Here is a 16758-nt window from a genome sequence, read left to right as displayed (position 1 = left end):
TAGCGAGGCAAGATAATAATGGCTTGGAATAGAGATCAAATGGCGGCACGCGCCGCTCTGGAGCTTCAGGACGGCTTTTACGTCAACCTGGGTATCGGTTTGCCTACGCTGGTTGCCAACCACGTGCCCGACGGCATTGAGGTCTGGCTGCAGTCGGAAAACGGTTTGCTGGGTATCGGCCCCTTTCCGACTGAGGACAAGATTGACGCTGACCTGATCAACGCCGGCAAGCAAACCATCACCACCTTGCCCGGTTCGTCCATCTTTTCCTCGGCAGACTCGTTTGCCATGATTCGTGGCGGCAAGATCAATATCGCGATTCTGGGCGCCATGCAGGTGTCGGAAAAGGGTGATCTGGCCAACTGGATGATCCCCGGCAAGATGATCAAGGGTATGGGCGGTGCCATGGACCTGGTCGCTGGCGTTGGCCGTGTCGTGGTTCTGATGGAACACGTAGCCACCAAGAAAGACGGCACGGAAGACCTGAAAATTCTGCCTTCTTGCACCTTGCCCCTGACGGGCGTGGGTGTGGTTGACCTCATCATTACCGATCTGGGGGTGATGGAAGTGACGGAAAATGGTTTAAAGTTGCTTGAGTTGGCACCAGAAGTCAGCCTTGAGTACATTCAGTCCAAGACAGGCGTCCCGCTGGACGTCAGTGCTTTGGCCTGATCGGTCTCTCTGGCTAAAAAAGCTTCGGCGCGAGTCGGAGCTTTTTTTATGCTTGATCGGTGCGTGAACGCTGTTTATGTAAAGGAAGTTGGCATGGCCCATCCCCCCGTTGCCGCACGCTTGCAGGCGCTGCGCGAACAAATGCAATTTCAGTCCGTGCAGGCAAGTATCTGGCCTACATCTGACCCCCATCTGTCTGAATACCTGCCCGATCGCTGGAAAAGCCGTCAGTGGCTAAGCGGATTTGTCGGGTCGGCCGGGCTCCTGGTGGTGACGGCAAATTGGGCCGGTTTGTGGACCGATAGCCGTTATTGGGAGCAGGCTGCCAAGGAGCTGGAGGGTAGCGGCATTCAATTGCAACGTGCGGGCGAGGCCGGGGTGCCCGAGCCTGCCAACTGGCTGGCCGAGCATCTGTCTGCTCAATCGCGGGTGGCACTGGATAGCCAGTCGGTGTCGGCACAAAGTCTGCTGGCCTGGCAAAAGGCTACGCCGGAGCTGGAGTGGGTGCTGGAGGCCGACTTGCTCAGCCCGATCTGGACGGAGCGACCTGCTGCACCTGTTGGTCAGGTGGTGGAGCATTTACCCCCGTTTGCCTGCCGCACTCGTCAGGAAAACTTGAGCAGCACGCGGGCGGCCATGCAGGAGCAGGGGGCACATTGGCATTTGCTGAGTGCGCTCGATGATATTGCCTGGACCTTGAATTTACGCGGCAGCGATGTGTCCTATAACCCGGTGTTCCTGTCGTACCTGCTGATAGGCCCGGATCAGGCGTTTCTGTTTGTGGATAGCAACAAGCTGTCAGCAGGCATACAGGAGGCGTTGGCTGCGGATGGCGTGCAAGTTCAAGGCTATACCGAACTGTCCTCCTTCATGCGCGCTTTGCCGGCATCCATGCCCATCTTGCTGGATATGGCTCGGACCACGGCCTGGGCCGCCCAACTGGCTGCGCATTTGAATGTGGTCGAATACATCAACCCGGCTCAATTGCTCAAGTCCTGCAAGACCGATGCCGAGCTGGATCATGTGCGTGAAACCATGGAAAAAGACGGCGCTGCCTTGTGCGAGTTCTTTGCCTGGTTTGAACAGCAAAGCGATGTCAATGAGCTGGATGTGGACGAACATATCTGCGCGGCGCGAGCTCGTCAGGAAGGTTTTGTCAGCCCCAGCTTTGGTACGATTGCCGCTTATAACGCCAATGGTGCCATGCCGCACTATCAGGCTACCCAGCAGTCCCATGCCCGTATTGAGGGTAATGGCCTGTTGCTGATCGACTCAGGTGGGCAGTATCAGGGTGGGACGACCGACATTACCCGTGTAGTGCCGGTAGGTCAGGTGTCTGCCGAGCAGATTCGTGACTTCACGCTGGTGCTCAAAGGCATGGTGTCCTTGTCCATGCTGGTGTTCCCGGAAGGCATTGCCGGTCAGCAAATTGATGTACTGGCCCGTCAGCCTTTGTGGGAGCAGGGCCTGGACTTCGGTCATGGGACTGGCCATGGCGTGGGTTACTTCATGAATGTGCATGAAGGCCCGCAGTCCATTTCCTGGCGCGGTCGTATCGGGCCTCATTCCGCCATGCGTGCCGGCATGATTACTTCCAACGAGCCTGGCTTGTACCGTCCCGGCCAATGGGGCATTCGCATCGAGAATCTGGTGGCGGCGGTTCCGGCCCTGCGCAGCGAGTACGGGCAGTTCCTGCGTTTTGAAACCCTGACCCTGTGCCCCATTGATACGCGTTGTATAGATGCCGCACTACTGACGGCTGCCGAGCGTAACTGGCTCAATGAATATCATCAGCAAGTGCGTGAACGTCTCTTGCCTCGTGTTCAGGGGGATGCACGCAAGTGGCTTGAGCAAAGGACGCAGGCGATCTGATCGCCACCCTCTGCTCTTGTCAATAGCTGCAAGGGCTAGTGGTATTTCCGCTGTGAAATGCCACTAGTCGGGTCGCCAAGCATGGGCGCTTGCCGTTATAATCCAAATTTCCCGCTATCGCCTGATTTGACCTCAGGCGCCTTTTATAATGACCACCAAATATGTATTCGTAACGGGAGGCGTTGTGTCCTCCCTGGGCAAAGGTATTGCGGCTGCATCCCTGGCTGCCATCCTGGAGTCCCGCGGTTTGCGCGTGACTATGCTCAAGCTGGATCCCTACATCAACGTAGATCCGGGCACCATGAGCCCCTTCCAGCACGGTGAAGTGTTTGTTACTGAGGATGGTGCGGAAACCGACCTGGACCTGGGCCACTACGAGCGCTTTATTTCCGCTCGCATGCGCAAGGTCAACAACTTCACCACGGGCCAGATTTACGAATCCGTGCTGCGCAAAGAGCGTCGCGGGGACTATCTGGGCAAGACCGTGCAGGTTATCCCGCACATCACCAACGAAATCCAGGATTTCATCATTCGTGGCGCCAAGGCTGCCTACAATGGTGAGGCCGATGTTGCCATCGTCGAGATCGGCGGCACAGTGGGTGATATCGAATCCCAACCTTTCCTGGAAGCTGCCCGCCAGATGAATCTGCGTCTGGGCCGCAACAACACCGCTTTTGTTCACCTGACGCTGGTGCCTTTCATTGCATCGGCAGGCGAGCTGAAAACCAAACCTACCCAGCACTCGGTGCAAAAGCTGCGTGAAATCGGTATTCACCCACACGCTTTGCTGTGCCGTGCGGATCGCGTCATTCCTGACGACGAACTGGCCAAGATTTCGCTGTTCTCCAACGTGCCCATGGACGCCGTGATTTCGGTGTGGGATGCGGATTCCATCTACAAGATTCCAGCCATGCTGCACAAGCAAGGCCTGGACAGCCTGGTGTGCGATGCATTGGCGCTGTCGCCTCCACCGGCTGATCTGTCCATGTGGGATCGTCTGGTACAGGCCCTGGAAAATCCGGAGCACGAAGTGCGTATCGGTATGGTCGGCAAGTACGTAGACCTGACCGAATCCTACAAGTCGCTCAGCGAAGCACTGGTTCACGCCGGTATTCACACCCGTACCCGTATCAATATCGAGTACCTGGATTCCGAAGTCATCGAGAACGAAGGCACCGATTGCCTGAAAGGTCTGGACGCCATTCTGGTGCCAGGCGGCTTTGGCAAACGCGGTACCGAAGGCAAGATTCGCGCCATTCAATACGCTCGTGAAAACGGCGTGCCATTCCTGGGTATCTGCCTGGGCATGCAATTGGCGGTGGTTGAATTTGCTCGTAATGTGGGCAATCTGGTGGGCGCGAACTCGACCGAATTCGATCCATCGGCCGTGCACCCGGTTGTGGCCTTGATTACCGAATGGGCAGACCGCGAAGGCAAGATTGAGCACCGTGATGGTTCCTCCGATTTGGGCGGCACCATGCGCAAGGGCGCACAGCGTTGCCCAGTGAAGCCAGGTTCGCGTGCTGAAGCCATTTACGGTCCGGAAGTAAATGAACGTCACCGCCACCGTTTCGAAGTGAATACCTTATATGTGCCACGTCTGGAAGAAGTGGGCATGGTGATTTCCGCTCGTACTCCTACCGAGAACCTGCCAGAAATCATGGAACTGCCTGATCATCCCTGGTTCATGGGCGTGCAATTCCATCCGGAATTCACTTCCACTCCGCGTGATGGCCATCCGCTGTTTACCAGCTATATCAAAGCTGCTCTGGACCACCAGAAAAAATCAGCCTGATAATTTGGTATGACTGAAAAGGCCCGCGCTACGCGGGCTTTTTCATTCGGGGCGACAGAGTGTGTTGCCCGCTTTCCTGGGAGTAATCATGATCGAACAGCTGGATCATTTGGTGCTGACCTGTACCGACCCGCAAGCCACGACCCATTTCTATACACAAGTGTTGGGCATGAAGCAGGAAGTCTTTGGGCAAGGACGCATTGCCTTCAGCTTTGGCTCGCAAAAGATCAATTTGCATGTGCGTGGGCAGGAGTTCGAGCCCAAGGCGCATTTACCGGTGCCGGGGGCGCTGGACCTGTGCTTTATTGCCAGCATTCCGCTGGAGCAGGTGATCGCGCATCTGCAGTCACAAGCTTGGCCCATTATTGAAGGGCCGGTGCAGCGTACAGGAGCTACCGGCCCGATTCGCTCAGTCTATGTGCGCGACCCGGACTTGAACCTGATCGAAATCTCCGAACGATTGGGCTGACAGGCTTGCTGCACTGCGGTGCAGCAGCGCCGTCAGGAATGTGGGAGAATGCAGAAATACTGAAACGAGGTCTATTATGGATTTATGCGGTTACGACGTTGGCCTGGATCGGCCCTTTTTTCTGATCGCTGGCCCTTGTGTGATTGAATCGCGTCAAATGGCGTTTGATACAGCGGGCCAGCTTGCCGAGATTACCTCGGCTCTGGGTATCCCCTTTATCTACAAAAGCTCGTTTGACAAGGCCAACCGGAGTTCGGACAAGTCTTATCGTGGCCCCGGCATGGCCGAAGGTCTGCAGATTCTGGCGGATGTGCGCTCGCACTACAAAGTGCCGGTCCTGACCGATGTGCACGACAAGGACCAGGTCGATGATGTGGCGGCCGTCGTGGATGTGCTGCAAACCCCGGCTTTCCTGTGCCGTCAGACCGACTTTATTCAGGCCTGCGCTGCTACCCTGAAACCCGTGAATATCAAGAAGGGCCAGTTCCTGGCTCCTCAGGATATGGTGCAGGTGGTGGCAAAAGCACGTGCGGCAGCGATGGAAATGGGCGGAGATGGCTCCACCATCATGGTCTGTGAGCGTGGTGCTTCCTTTGGCTACAACAACCTGGTGTCCGATATGCGGTCCCTGGCGATCATGCGCGCCACGGATTGCCCGGTCGTGTTTGATGCCACGCACTCGGTACAGTTGCCGGGCGGGCAGGGCACGACATCGGGTGGTCAGCGTGAGTTTGTGCCCGTCCTGGCGCGTGCTGCTGTCGCAGCGGGTGTGTCGGGCGTGTTCATGGAAACTCACCCTAACCCGGACAAGGCCTTGTCTGACGGCCCGAATGCTGTCCCTCTGTCGCAGATGGCAGACTTGCTGCGGACATTGCAGCAGATCGATTCGATTGTTAAAAACAGCGGTGCCTTGCAGCACGGCTATTAAAAGTAGTTTGGAGACACTATGTCCGCATTTTTGATTGCTAATGTCGAAGTAACCAACCCCGAGCAGTACAAGCAGTACCAGGAGTTTTCCAGCATTGCCATGAAAACCCACAACGTGAAAGTGTTGGTACGTGGCGGTGAAACGGTCACTCTGGAAGGCAATGCGCCTTTGCGTACCGTGGTTATGGAGTTCGACACACTGGAACAGGCCCAGGCGTTCCACGATTCCGAGGAATACCGCCGTGCTCGTCAAGCACGTGAGGGTGCTGCCAACATGACGATGTACGTGGTGCAGGGTCTGTAAGAATCGGACTACGCCATGTAGTCAGGCAGGAAAAAGGGAGTGTGAAAACACTCCCTTTTTTGATGCTTGCAGGGACACAGCCCGACCTTCTTGAGCACGATGGCAGGAAGGAGTTGTGTGGCTGTTTAGAAACGCGGATCACGCAGGGCTGGTAGGGTCAGCTCACGTATGAAGCTGGCGGGAGACAGTTGCAGCAGGCTACGCACAATCGTGAGCACGTCATGCACTGGAATCGTCTCGCCCTGGTCACGCTCTGCGGCGGCGTGCAGTGGCACATCCAGGCCGTCTTCCGTATTCAGGTAGCCCAGTTGCAGGCAAGTGACGGCCAGGCCTTGATCTCTATAGCCTTCACGCAGACTATCTGCCAAACCATTCAAGGCAAATTTTGTCGCTCCGAAGGCAACTTCTGGGCGACCGCTTTGACGCAGACCCGAGGTGGAACCAGTCAGAATCAGGCGGGGCTGTTTGCTGCGCAGTAAATGAGGCAGCAGATGACGTATGGCCAATAAGGCTCCAGTCAGATTCACATCGACCAGACGACGGATGGCCTGATCGTTTTGCGACAGGAAATCGTAGTCCTCACTGAAGGCAGTGTCTTCCCAAATCCCAAGGTTATAAATCAGCACGTCCAGTGATTGCGGGCAGGCGGCTGCTAATTGGCTGGCGGCGTCAGGCTGGGACAAGTCGGCACTGATCCAGTGTTGATTGATGCCGGGATCGGGACTGAGCGGGCTGGCCGATGGTGCAGGTGTCCGGCGAGCCACGCCATAAAGCGTGTTGCCGTCTTGGGCCAGGCCGTCCATCAAGGCGCGTCCCAGCCCCATGCTGGCACCGACAATCATGATATTCATACTGTTTTCCTGTGGGGAGGATGTGCTTGGAAAGCGGTGCTTTCCGGATGGTCGCTATTGTGTACCGGGATGCCGGGATAAGGGTTGATTCAGGCAGCGCTTGTCAGGTTTTTATCACTCTCGTAAAATTGTTGACTAGGCAATAATTGCATGGTCAATGGAAATGGTAAACGTATCGGAAACAGCACAAAAGACGCCGGGGCGGGTCTTGTCAGTCACAGAGTCCATACTGGCGATGATGGGGCTGTGCTTTGTGGTGATGTTGGTGGCAATTGATCAGACCGTGGTTGGGACAGCCTTGCCCACCATTGTCTCCGAGCTGCATGGTTTTGAACTGTATGCCTGGGTGGCAACGGCGTATTTGCTGACTTCAGTGATTACCGTGCCTATCTTTGGCCGTCTGGGAGATTTTTATGGACGCCGCCGCTTTGTGCTGGTGTCCATCGTTTTGTTTACCCTGGCTTCCGTGCTCTGCGGCATGGCGCAAAGCATGTTGCAGCTGGTACTGGCACGTGCCTTGCAAGGGATTGCGGGGGGCATGCTGGTGGGGACCGCATTTGCCTGTGTGCCTGATCTGTTTCCTGACCCCCGTGTGCGTTTGCGCTGGCAAGTCATGCTGAGCGCTTCCTTTGGGATTGCGAACGGGATAGGGCCCTTTCTGGGCGGAATTCTGACCGAGCACTATGGCTGGCGCTCCGTGTTTTATGTGAATCTGCCCGTGGGTTTGTTAAGCCTGTATTTTGTCTATCGCTATTTGCCGCAGATCCGTCATTTTCGTCAAACCCAGGTCCGCATGGATTACTTGGGTGCTTTCTTGTTGATGGTCGGTTTGGCCTGTATCCAGTTGCTGGTAGAGTTGCTGCCGCAATATGGGGGCAGCTATTTGATGGTTTTGCTTGGCCTGTGCAGTGTGGCCGCTTTTGTTCTGCTGGTGACCTGGGAGCGACGGGTGGCAGAACCTTTGCTGCCCCTGGTCTTGTTCAGTAGCCCAGCCCAATTCTCTTTGCTGGTTCTGTCTGCGGGCTTGGGCTTTATTCTGTTTGGTCTCTTGTTCTATGCGCCCTTGTTGTTGCAAGGGGGGTATGGGCTGCGACCACAAACCGCCGGTTTGTTGATCACACCCTTGGTCGTGTTCATTACGGTGGGCAGTATCATTAATGGCCGTACGATTACACGCCTGCGTCGTCCTACCTTGATGCTGTATCTGGGTCTGGTGCTGTTGACGATCGCCTGCCTGGGTATGGTGTTCATCAAGAAGACCGACCCGCACTGGCATTTTGTGATCTATGCCACTATTGCTGGCACCGGGGTCGGTTGCATCATGCCCAATCTGACGGTATTTGCGCAGGAAATTGTGGAACGCTCCATGCTGGGCATTGCCACGGCCATGCTACAGTCCATGCGCATGGTGGGTGGCATGTTGGGTACTGCTGTGGTCGGAACCCTGATCAATTATCAGTATGGGGAGGCCATCCGCACGCAATTGGCGGCTTTGCCCACAAGCCTGGTCAACTCCCTGCAAGATCCGCAAGTTCTGATGAGTGTGAGTCAGCAGACGCAGTTTCTGGAGCAGGCCGGGCAGGAAGGGCAGGTGTATCTGGGCTTGGCCCGAGACGCCCTGGCACATGCCGTCAATATGGGGATGGCCGTGACCTTGCTGCTGATAGTCTGGTGTTTTTATTGGGTACGCAAAGTGCCACCGATACGTTTTAATCGTCAAGAACAGTCTTGAACATGATGAATGAATTTCCGCAACTTCAAGCGGCTCAGCAGCTGGGGCGCACGTATCGCAGCCTGATGGCGGCATTTGATCAGCAGTTGGGGATGCCCTTGCCACGCTGGCGTATCCTGATTTCCTTGTACCAGGAAGAGGGTAGTCTGTCTCAAAAGCAGTTGGTGCGTCTGCTGCGCATTGATCCGGCTGCGGTGACACGGCAGCTTAAAAGCATCGAGTCCCTGGGGCTGGTCGAGCGTTTCACGGATGAGCAGGACAACCGGCTGACCAATGTGCGTCTAAGCCCCGCTGGCCGCGAGCTGGTGGAAGCCACCTTGCCCCGGCGTCGTCGTCTGGTGGAAGCCATGCTGCAAGACTTCTCTGATCAGGATCTGAATCAGTTGATCACCTTGCTGGGCAACTGGGAAAGCGCCTTGTTGAAAGCGGCCGACAAAGATTTACTTTGAGACGTATCGGTACTTTTTGTATTTACAGAGACGCCGCCTAGTCTCGGAATTTCTGGTGATAATAAACACGTGCCGGTTTCGATCAGGATGAAGGCAGGGTCTTGAATCCAGGCTTTTTTCCAGCTTTCGGGACCAGACATGGCACGGCTGTGTCATGGGCAGGTACAATCCTGTTTTAGCAGGAGGGCAGGGGGCGCTGATTGCACTATAGCTGTCGCGCTTGCTGATCTTTTCAACTTCCAGGCTAGGCGCCTTTTCAAGCTGATTTTCACATCGGCTTACGGCGATATGCCCGGCAGCAGGATTGTTTAACTTATCTAGCTTAATGCTACTTCAGGCAGGACTGTCAAAATCATGAGTGCAATCGTAGATATTATTGGCCGCGAGATTCTGGACTCCCGTGGTAATCCAACGGTGGAGTGTGATGTATTGCTCGAATCGGGCGCTATGGGGCGTGCCTCCGTTCCATCTGGTGCATCCACTGGCGCTCGCGAAGCGTTGGAGCTGCGTGATGGTGACAAGAGCCGTTACCTGGGCAAAGGTGTTTTGCGCGCTGTCGAGAACCTGAACACAGAAATCTCCGAAGCCTTGATGGGCTTGGATGCTCAAGAACAAACCTTTATCGATCGTACCCTGATCGAGCTGGACGGCACCGAAGACAAGAGCCGCCTGGGCGCTAACGCCATGCTGGCTGCCAGTATGGCTGTGGCCCGTGCCGCTGCTGATGATTCGGGTCTGTCCCTGTACCGCTACTTTGGTGGCAGTGGTGCCATGGCCATGCCCGTGCCGATGATGAACGTCATCAACGGTGGCGCACACGCCAACAACACCTTGGATCTGCAAGAATTCATGATCATGCCCGTGGGCGCGAAGAGCTTCCGCGAATCGCTGCGCATGGGTGCAGAAGTGTTCCACACGCTGAAAGGCCTGATCCACGATCAGGGCATGTCCACCGCTGTGGGCGACGAGGGGGGGTTTGCTCCTAACGTGGCCAATCATGAAGCCGCTATCGAACTGATCCTGCGCGCTATCGAACAGGCTGGCTACGAGCCTGGCACCCAGATCGCTCTGGCCCTGGACTGCGCCGCTTCCGAGTTCTACCGCGACGGCAAATACCACCTGGCTGGCGAAGGCGGCGTGTCCCTGAGCTCGCAAGACTTTGCCAATCTGTTGGCCAACTGGTGCGACAAGTACCCCATCATCTCCATCGAAGACGGCATGGCCGAAGACGATTGGGACGGCTGGCGCATTCTGAGCCAGCAACTGGGCGACAAGATCCAGTTGGTTGGTGACGATTTGTTTGTAACCAACACCAAGATCCTGAAGAAGGGCATTGAACTGGGTATCGGTAACTCCATCCTGATCAAGATCAACCAGATCGGCACCCTGACCGAAACCTTTGCTGCCATCGAAATGGCCAAGCGCGCTGGTTACACCGCCGTGATTTCGCACCGCTCGGGTGAAACCGAAGACTCCACGATTGCGGATATCGCTGTGGCTACGAATGCCATGCAGATCAAAACAGGCTCCCTGTCCCGTTCCGATCGCATGTCCAAGTACAACCAGTTGTTGCGTATTGAAGAAGAATTGGCAGAAGTTGCTACCTTCCCAGGTCGCGAAGCGTTCTATAATCTGCGCTAATTCTGTTTGATGAACCGGGTCGGAAGACCCGGTTCTTATATCGCCATGCGCCTTATCGTCCTGCTTCTGCTGTGCCTGACCCTGGTAACCCATTACGCTTTATGGTGGGGCAAAGGCGGTTGGCTGGATGTACGGCAAATGCAGACCAAGCTGGTTGCGCAAAAAGAAACCAATGAAGCCCTGACGGCGCGTAATAACGCCTTGCTGGCCGAGGTTCAGGATTTACGCTCGGGTACCCATGCAGTCGAAGAGCGCGCCCGTAGCGAGTTTGGCATGATGCGTGAAGGCGAGATCTTTGTGCAGATTGTGCCTCCCGGTGGTTCGGCTTCCACAACAAGCAGCCCACGTTAAGAAGTAGCGCGCAAGGCGCTGCTGGAACGGCTGTTCAGCCGGTTCCTTTCTGATAATTCTTCTTTTTTCCCTTATTGCTGTCCCGACTACGGCCACAACTGCTGATTGCGGCGACTGTACGTCTGTTTCCCGCTTGGGTCAGGAATGCGTTTACCGCGTCCTATGCTGCCGCCACCCGCCACCCGCCACCCGCCACCCGCCACCCGCCACCCGCCACCCGCCACCCGCTCTGGCTGGCTCGGCGATTAGTAGCAAGCAGGGTTTGGAGGTGAGTAGTCAGCTCCTCCTGAGTCTGGTGTGGGGGCGGCAGGCCCTGGAGAAGGGGAAGCATCACCTGATCCTTGAGCAGGGCCATCCCATGATGGCAGACGGCCATCCCCGTCCGTTGATGGCGGTTCTGCTAGCTCCAGGTCTGTGGACCAGCCTGTTTGGGAAACTGGCAAGGCAAGCTCGTTTTCAGTCTGCTGGGCATAGACGACCCGACCGTCAGCCAAGTCATCCCACTGCACGGCATCGGACTGCATAGGGTGTCTAATTTCCAGGCGTAGCCAGACCGCTGCCGAACCTGAAGGGCCAGGCATGCTGGCGGCAAGCTTGGGTAGCAGGCGAAGTAAGGAAAGAGGGCCCGGCTTATGGGCATAGAGCAGGTACAAGTGCAATGTGTTGGCCTGGTAGATGCTGGGGCCGCCGTGGCTGGCTTGATCCGCCTGTTGTGCCTGCCAGCCCTGGGTAATGCTTGTACGCCCCTCATGAAGCCGGGAAGGCCTGCCATGCAGCATAAAAGCCTGTGGTGAGGGCGACAGGATCTGGATCTGCCACTGATCGTGTAGCGGCACTTTGGCAGCGGCCAGTGTTTGGCTGAATGCCGAGGCAATGGTTTCAGGTCGGGCATGCTGCACGCTGGCTTGGCGAGCGGCATGCAAGAGACCGTGTTGCAGGCGTACGCGCAAGGAGTACAGCGTCAGCACGTCCAGCACCAGCCAGCTCAGCAGGATGATTGCAAGCAGGGCTCCCATGATGTGAGCGCCAGCCAAACCAGATTGAGGATGGGGTGAGGAAAAAGAATCAGCCATGATGTTGCCATCATGGCTGAGTGTCTTTTAGCTTGGTAGAAGGACTTGTGCGGGTGTAGTCCTTCGTAGCGGTTTCTGCTTAGTGCAGGGTATCGTCACCAGGCTGGGTATCGCCCTTGTCGACAAACAGGGACGCGCAGTCAATTGCATCGTACTGATAGGGCTTGCCGCAGAAGTTGCAGGACACATTGATGGTGTCTTGTTCTGCCAGCATTTGCTCGATTTCTGCCCGGCCCAGCATGCGCAGCATATTGCTGACGCGTTGACGGGAACAGGGGCAATGCCAGCGCACGGACTGAGGTTCAAAGACTTGCAGGTCTTCTTCCCAGAACAGGCGATGAATCAAGGTGTCGCTATCGAGTTGCAGCAATTCTTGTGTCTGGACGGTGGAGCCCAGCGCCAGGGCGCGTTCCCAGGTGTCCAGGTTTTGCGCCAGGCTGTGGCCGCCTTGGGGCGGGATACGTTGCAGCAACAGCCCTGCACAACGGTTTTCGTCGGCGGCCAGCCACAGGTGGGTATCCAACTGCTCGGAGGTGCGCATATAGGTTTGCAGAACCTCGGCAACGGTCTCGCCTTCCAGAGGCACCACGCCTTGGTAGGGGCGGAAATCCTTGCTGCTTTGACGCGGGGCCAGTACTACGGTGAAGCGACCTTGGCCTTGCGGGTTCAGCAGGGTTTGCAAGGTGCCAGTTTGGGGCACGGGATGGTTCTCACGCAGCGACACCGTTGCGCGTATGTCCATGTCCGATGTGCATTCCACCACCAGCAAGGCGATCGGGCCGTCGCCCTGGATTTGCAAAATCAGGGAGCCGTCAAACTTGAGGTTGCCCGCCAGCAGTACCGAAGCGGCTACCAGCTCGCCCAGCAAGTCGCGGATGCAGGCAGGATAGTGCTGGTGTTCCAGACCCATTTGCCAGGCTTGCTCAAGATGAACAATCTGGGCTCGTGTGCTTTGGTCGGCGAACAAGTATTTTTTTAAAATGTCAGTCATGACTTTGCTGTACTACTAAAAAATGAAGAGGCAGCCTGCCTGCTCAGGTGGCTGCCGAAGTAACACGGGTAGGGCGCGCATCGATCAGGCGAGTCTTGCTAAGACGGTCGTGCAGGAACTGCTGGTCTTTGTCGAACCAGGTCCAGATGAAGTTCAGAAAAGGCGTAAACACGATAAGCAGGTCCGTGGACGCATAGCCTGTGTAGCCAGACAGAAGCTGAACCAGCAAAGCTCCCAGCAAGGGCAGGGGCCATAGCAGAATATAACGCAGCAGCAGGGTACGCAGGGCAGGAATCTGACCTTGCTCGTCTACCAGTCGCATATGCCAGGTTTTCATGGGCAGGGTCTGGCCCACTTTGCGCCAGCACAGCACGAAATAAATCCCCAGCGCAATAAATAAAACGACCTGACGCACATGACGCAGATCCAGGCCGCTACGGCTTTGGGTCAAGGTGTCAAACAGATAGCCGGTGGTGAAAATAACGCCAAATAGCAGGATGGATTCATACATCATGCAGGCAAAGCGTCGCCAGCGGCCAGGAGTAGTGAAAGTGGGTGTCATGGTGCGTCTTGAGGCAGGGGAGACTGCCATTATCGCGTATATCGCTGCCTAACGGAATGCTGCCGGTTCGGGGCTGGAACAGAAGGCATGGAGTCGGGCGGGCCCCAGAAGGGTAGAAAAGTAATCAAGATATGGGGGGCTTGTCTCAATAAACAAGGGCCAAGCCATTTTCATGGACTTGGCCCTTGTTGCCTTGTACAAGACGGCTTGACGCTTATTCGGCGCTGGCTGAGTCTTCGCTGGCGTCCGAGGCTGTCTCGTTATTGCGATAACTGGCCGGAACCATGTCAAAGCAGAACAGACGGCAATCCAGAGCACCGTTGTACAGCGGGTAACGACGCTTGGGCTTGAGGCGCATATGACGTGGCAGCTCCAGGTCGCTGCTGATCATGTTCACGCTCCAGTTGGCGAAGTTTTGCTTGAGGTTGCTGGCCCAGTTTGGCCAGAAGTCCTCGTCCTGATGTTCCAGGCGCTCGCCGTAAGGAGGATTGGTGACAATCCAGCCGGCTTCCGTTTCTGGACGAATCTTGAGGGCATCGCCTTGCTCGAAGCGAATCGTCTCCAGCGTCAGGTGCGAGCGTTCCAGGTTGGAACGGGCTGCATCCAGAACGGTGGAGTTGATGTCGTAGCCAATCAATGGAGTATCCAGACGAGGTGCGATCATGGAGCGCGCTTCGTCTTTGATATCACGCCACAAGCGCTGGTCGTGGCAGCGCAGACGCTCGAAGTGGAAGGGGCGCCAGATGCCGGGAGGCGCTCCCAAAGCCATCCAGGCGGCTTCGATCAGAATCGTGCCACTACCGCAGAAGGGGTCGATCAAAGGCTTGCTGGGGTCCCAGCCAGACAGGGCCAGCAGGCCCGCTGCCAGGTTTTCACGCAAAGGCGCATCGCCCTTGTCGTGACGCCAGCCGCGCTTGAACAGGGACTCGCCACTGGTATCCAGGTAGAAGGTGGCACTGGTCTCGTCCAGGAACAAATGCACCTTGGCATCCGGGCGTACGGTATCGATGGAAGGACGTGCGCCTTCCAGATCACGCAGGCGGTCACAAATCCCGTCTTTGGCGCGCAGATTGCAGTACTGCAAGCTTTGCATGGGGCTGCGTACGGCCGAGGTGTCGACACGCAGTGTCTGCTCGGGGCCAAACCAGCGTTCCCAGGGAGTCACCCGAGCCAGGGCCAGAATGTCCTCTTCGTTGGTGACAGGAGCGTGCGAGACTTCCAGCAAAATGCGTGTCGCCAGTCGCGAGGACAGGTTGGCACGCATGACACCGATCCAGTCCGCATCAAAATGGCAGCCCGCACGGCCGGTTTGAACGTTCTCGTAGCCTAGTGCTTGCAGTTCCAGCGACAGCGCTTCTTCCAGCCCTTGTGGGCAGGGAGCAAACAGACGGTAGCGTTCCCCTTGCAGAGCCTTGACCTGGACGCGCTCGTTTTGCTCGATATTGCTATCGGGCAGGCGCTGACCGGGCTTGGGGGCCTGGGGGCTGTCTACACGCTGAATAGGCGAGACATATTGAGGAAAGGCATCGGAGTCACCGGCCGGGCTAAACAGCTTGCTGGGCATTTTGCCGGCAGGGGTACGCTCCGAAGATTCCTTGTCGCCCTTGAAGGCTGGACGCTCGCGGCGTTCACCCGAGAAATTGCGGCGCTCGCCTGTTTGAGGGCGGCTGTCGCGGTCACGATTGAATGCAGGGCGTTCACGACGCTCACCGGAGAACTCACGACGCTCGCCTGTTTGAGGGCGGCTGTCGCGGTCACGATTGAATGCAGGGCGTTCACGACGCTCACCGGAGAACTCACGACGCTCGCCAGACTGAGGGCGGCTGTCTCGGTCACGGTTGAATGCAGGACGTTCACGACGCTCACCGGAGAATTCACGACGTTCGCCCGATTGCGGACGGCTGTCACGGTCATGGTTGAATGCGGGACGCTCACGGCGTTCACCGGAGAATTCACGACGTTCACCCGATTGCGGACGGCTGTCACGATCGCGGTTGAATGCGGGGCGTTCACGACGCTCGCCGGAGAACTCACGACGTTCGCCCGATTGCGGACGGCCGTCGCGGTCACGGTTGAATGCGGGACGCTCACGGCGTTCACCGGAGAATTCACGACGTTCACCCGATTGCGGACGGCTGTCACGATCGCGGTTGAATGCAGGACGTTCACGACGCTCACCGGAGAATTCACGACGTTCGCCCGATTGCGGACGGCTGTCACGATCGCGGTTGAATGCAGGACGCTCGCGGCGCTCGCCGGAGAACTCACGACGCTCGCCCGATTGGGGACGGCTGTCGCGGTCACGGTTGAATGCGGGACGCTCACGGCGTTCACCGGAGAATTCACGACGCTCACCCGATTGTGGGCGGCTGTCGCGGTCACGGTTGAATGCAGGACGTTCACGGCGTTCGCCCGAGAATTCCCGGCGTTCACCTGAGAACTCACGACGCTCACCCGATTGTGGACGGCTGTCGCGGTCACGATTGAATGCGGGTCGTTCACGACGTTCGCCCGAGAATTCCCGACGTTCACCGGAGAACTCACGACGCTCGCCCGATTGTGGGCGGCTGTCGCGGTCACGGTTGAATGCGGGTCGTTCACGACGTTCGCCCGAGAATTCCCGGCGTTCACCGGAGAACTCACGACGCTCACCCGATTGCGGACGGCTGTCACGGTCACGGTTGAATGCGGGGCGTTCACGGCGTTCGCCCGAGAATTCCCGGCGTTCACCGGAGAACTCACGACGCTCGCCTGATTGTGGGCGGCTGTCGCGATCACGGTTGAATGCGGGACGCTCACGGCGTTCGCCTGAAAATTCGCGACGCTCGCCCGATTGAGGACGATCTGCGCGGTCGCGGTTGAAAGCAGGGCGCTCGCGGCGGTCCTGGTCACGTTTCTCTACGTAGGGGCGGGTCTCGCGCTTGGGGCCGCCCTGGCGGTCTTGCTGCAGGCTGGCTGCTCGTGCGCGCGCACCCGAGCGCACGCGGGGTTCCGCATTGCTGGCTTTCTTTTTAGTGCCTGGGTTCAGGCTTAGTGTCTTGCGTTCAGATTGGTCTGACATGAATAAGG

Annotated in this window: 15 protein-coding genes; 10 read left to right on the top strand and 5 right to left on the bottom strand. The window is 57.2% G+C overall.

Features of this window, described 5'->3' with window-relative positions; all coding sequences use genetic code 11:
* The first annotated feature begins 18 nt into the window (after positions 1–18).
* From M2Q46_RS06755 to M2Q46_RS06730, 6 genes are all read left to right on the top strand, one after another.
* Positions 19–672, top strand: coding sequence for a CoA transferase subunit B (locus M2Q46_RS06755; protein ID WP_203145621.1), 654 nt, complete (start codon positions 19–21; stop codon positions 670–672).
* A 93-nt stretch (positions 673–765) separates the two neighbouring features.
* On the top strand, positions 766–2544 hold the full coding sequence (locus tag M2Q46_RS06750) for an aminopeptidase P family protein (RefSeq protein WP_302356936.1): 1779 nt from the start codon (positions 766–768) through the stop codon (positions 2542–2544).
* 148 nt (positions 2545–2692) lie between these two features.
* Positions 2693–4339 carry a CTP synthase gene (locus M2Q46_RS06745; RefSeq protein ID WP_009456525.1) on the top strand — a complete coding sequence of 549 codons (1647 nt, stop codon included), beginning with the start codon at positions 2693–2695 and terminating at the stop codon, positions 4337–4339.
* Between the two features lie 88 nt (positions 4340–4427).
* Complete coding sequence (locus M2Q46_RS06740) at positions 4428–4808, top strand: VOC family protein (RefSeq protein WP_009456523.1); 381 nt, start codon at positions 4428–4430, stop codon at positions 4806–4808.
* A gap of 76 nt (positions 4809–4884) precedes the next feature.
* The gene (gene kdsA / locus M2Q46_RS06735) at positions 4885–5736 is read left to right on the top strand and encodes a 3-deoxy-8-phosphooctulonate synthase (RefSeq protein WP_009456521.1); all 852 of its coding nucleotides are present in this window, start codon (positions 4885–4887) and stop codon (positions 5734–5736) included.
* 18 nt (positions 5737–5754) lie between these two features.
* Positions 5755–6039 (top strand): DUF1330 domain-containing protein, encoded by a 285-nt coding sequence (locus tag M2Q46_RS06730; protein WP_009456520.1) that lies wholly within the window; start codon positions 5755–5757, stop codon positions 6037–6039.
* A gap of 125 nt (positions 6040–6164) precedes the next feature.
* Here M2Q46_RS06730 and M2Q46_RS06725 read toward each other — a convergent pair whose 3' ends face one another.
* Positions 6165–6890, bottom strand: coding sequence for an SDR family oxidoreductase (locus M2Q46_RS06725; protein WP_035272535.1), 726 nt, complete (start codon positions 6888–6890; stop codon positions 6165–6167).
* 157 nt (positions 6891–7047) lie between these two features.
* Here M2Q46_RS06725 and M2Q46_RS06720 point away from each other — a divergent pair, with 157 nt between their 5' ends.
* From M2Q46_RS06720 to ftsB, 4 genes are all read left to right on the top strand, one after another.
* On the top strand, positions 7048–8622 hold the full coding sequence (locus M2Q46_RS06720) for an MFS transporter (RefSeq protein WP_152602627.1): 1575 nt from the start codon (positions 7048–7050) through the stop codon (positions 8620–8622).
* Positions 8623–8624: 2 nt separating this feature from the next.
* Complete coding sequence (locus M2Q46_RS06715; RefSeq protein ID WP_052159446.1) at positions 8625–9071, top strand: MarR family winged helix-turn-helix transcriptional regulator; 447 nt, start codon at positions 8625–8627, stop codon at positions 9069–9071.
* A gap of 354 nt (positions 9072–9425) precedes the next feature.
* The gene (eno, locus tag M2Q46_RS06710) at positions 9426–10712 is read left to right on the top strand and encodes a phosphopyruvate hydratase (RefSeq protein ID WP_009456510.1); all 1287 of its coding nucleotides are present in this window, start codon (positions 9426–9428) and stop codon (positions 10710–10712) included.
* A 45-nt stretch (positions 10713–10757) separates the two neighbouring features.
* Positions 10758–11063, top strand: coding sequence for a cell division protein FtsB (gene ftsB, locus M2Q46_RS06705; RefSeq protein ID WP_203145623.1), 306 nt, complete (start codon positions 10758–10760; stop codon positions 11061–11063).
* Positions 11064–11308: 245 nt separating this feature from the next.
* Here the strand turns inward: ftsB and M2Q46_RS06700 are convergent, their stop codons facing one another.
* The 4 genes from M2Q46_RS06700 to M2Q46_RS06685 form a co-directional block, all read right to left on the bottom strand.
* Positions 11309–12136, bottom strand: a complete 828-nt coding sequence (locus M2Q46_RS06700) for a hypothetical protein (RefSeq protein WP_239054487.1) — start codon at positions 12134–12136, stop codon at positions 11309–11311.
* Positions 12137–12215: 79 nt separating this feature from the next.
* Entirely contained in the window at positions 12216–13127 is a 912-nt protein-coding gene (gene hslO, locus M2Q46_RS06695; protein WP_009456504.1) for an Hsp33 family molecular chaperone HslO, read from the bottom strand.
* Between the two features lie 43 nt (positions 13128–13170).
* Positions 13171–13689: an RDD family protein gene (locus tag M2Q46_RS06690; protein ID WP_026483072.1), complete on the bottom strand. Its 519-nt coding sequence runs from the start codon at positions 13687–13689 to the stop codon at positions 13171–13173.
* Positions 13690–13903: 214 nt separating this feature from the next.
* Complete coding sequence (locus M2Q46_RS06685) at positions 13904–16750, bottom strand: THUMP domain-containing protein (RefSeq protein WP_302356935.1); 2847 nt, start codon at positions 16748–16750, stop codon at positions 13904–13906.
* Positions 16751–16758: the final 8 nt, after the last annotated feature.

Source organism: Alcaligenes sp. YSL9 (genome assembly GCF_030515105.1).
Taxonomy (GTDB): domain Bacteria; phylum Pseudomonadota; class Gammaproteobacteria; order Burkholderiales; family Burkholderiaceae_B; genus Alcaligenes; species Alcaligenes phenolicus.
Note: the sequence above shows the minus strand (reverse complement) of the source record. Positions and strands in the feature narration are given on the sequence as shown.

What these genes read in the sequence shown, in the direction of transcription:
- M2Q46_RS06755 (WP_203145621.1), top strand. Translation starts at nt 19, where the DNA reads ATGGCTTGGAATAGAGATCAAATGGCGGCACGCGCCGCTCTGGAGCTT.
- M2Q46_RS06750 (WP_302356936.1), top strand. Translation starts at nt 766, where the DNA reads ATGGCCCATCCCCCCGTTGCCGCACGCTTGCAGGCGCTGCGCGAACAA.
- M2Q46_RS06745 (WP_009456525.1), top strand. Translation starts at nt 2,693, where the DNA reads ATGACCACCAAATATGTATTCGTAACGGGAGGCGTTGTGTCCTCCCTG.
- M2Q46_RS06740 (WP_009456523.1), top strand. Translation starts at nt 4,428, where the DNA reads ATGATCGAACAGCTGGATCATTTGGTGCTGACCTGTACCGACCCGCAA.
- kdsA (WP_009456521.1), top strand. Translation starts at nt 4,885, where the DNA reads ATGGATTTATGCGGTTACGACGTTGGCCTGGATCGGCCCTTTTTTCTG.
- M2Q46_RS06730 (WP_009456520.1), top strand. Translation starts at nt 5,755, where the DNA reads ATGTCCGCATTTTTGATTGCTAATGTCGAAGTAACCAACCCCGAGCAG.
- M2Q46_RS06725 (WP_035272535.1), bottom strand. Translation starts at nt 6,890, where the DNA reads ATGAATATCATGATTGTCGGTGCCAGCATGGGGCTGGGACGCGCCTTG.
- M2Q46_RS06720 (WP_152602627.1), top strand. Translation starts at nt 7,048, where the DNA reads ATGGAAATGGTAAACGTATCGGAAACAGCACAAAAGACGCCGGGGCGG.
- M2Q46_RS06715 (WP_052159446.1), top strand. Translation starts at nt 8,625, where the DNA reads ATGATGAATGAATTTCCGCAACTTCAAGCGGCTCAGCAGCTGGGGCGC.
- eno (WP_009456510.1), top strand. Translation starts at nt 9,426, where the DNA reads ATGAGTGCAATCGTAGATATTATTGGCCGCGAGATTCTGGACTCCCGT.
- ftsB (WP_203145623.1), top strand. Translation starts at nt 10,758, where the DNA reads ATGCGCCTTATCGTCCTGCTTCTGCTGTGCCTGACCCTGGTAACCCAT.
- M2Q46_RS06700 (WP_239054487.1), bottom strand. Translation starts at nt 12,136, where the DNA reads ATGGCTGATTCTTTTTCCTCACCCCATCCTCAATCTGGTTTGGCTGGC.
- hslO (WP_009456504.1), bottom strand. Translation starts at nt 13,127, where the DNA reads ATGACTGACATTTTAAAAAAATACTTGTTCGCCGACCAAAGCACACGA.
- M2Q46_RS06690 (WP_026483072.1), bottom strand. Translation starts at nt 13,689, where the DNA reads ATGACACCCACTTTCACTACTCCTGGCCGCTGGCGACGCTTTGCCTGC.
- M2Q46_RS06685 (WP_302356935.1), bottom strand. Translation starts at nt 16,750, where the DNA reads ATGTCAGACCAATCTGAACGCAAGACACTAAGCCTGAACCCAGGCACT.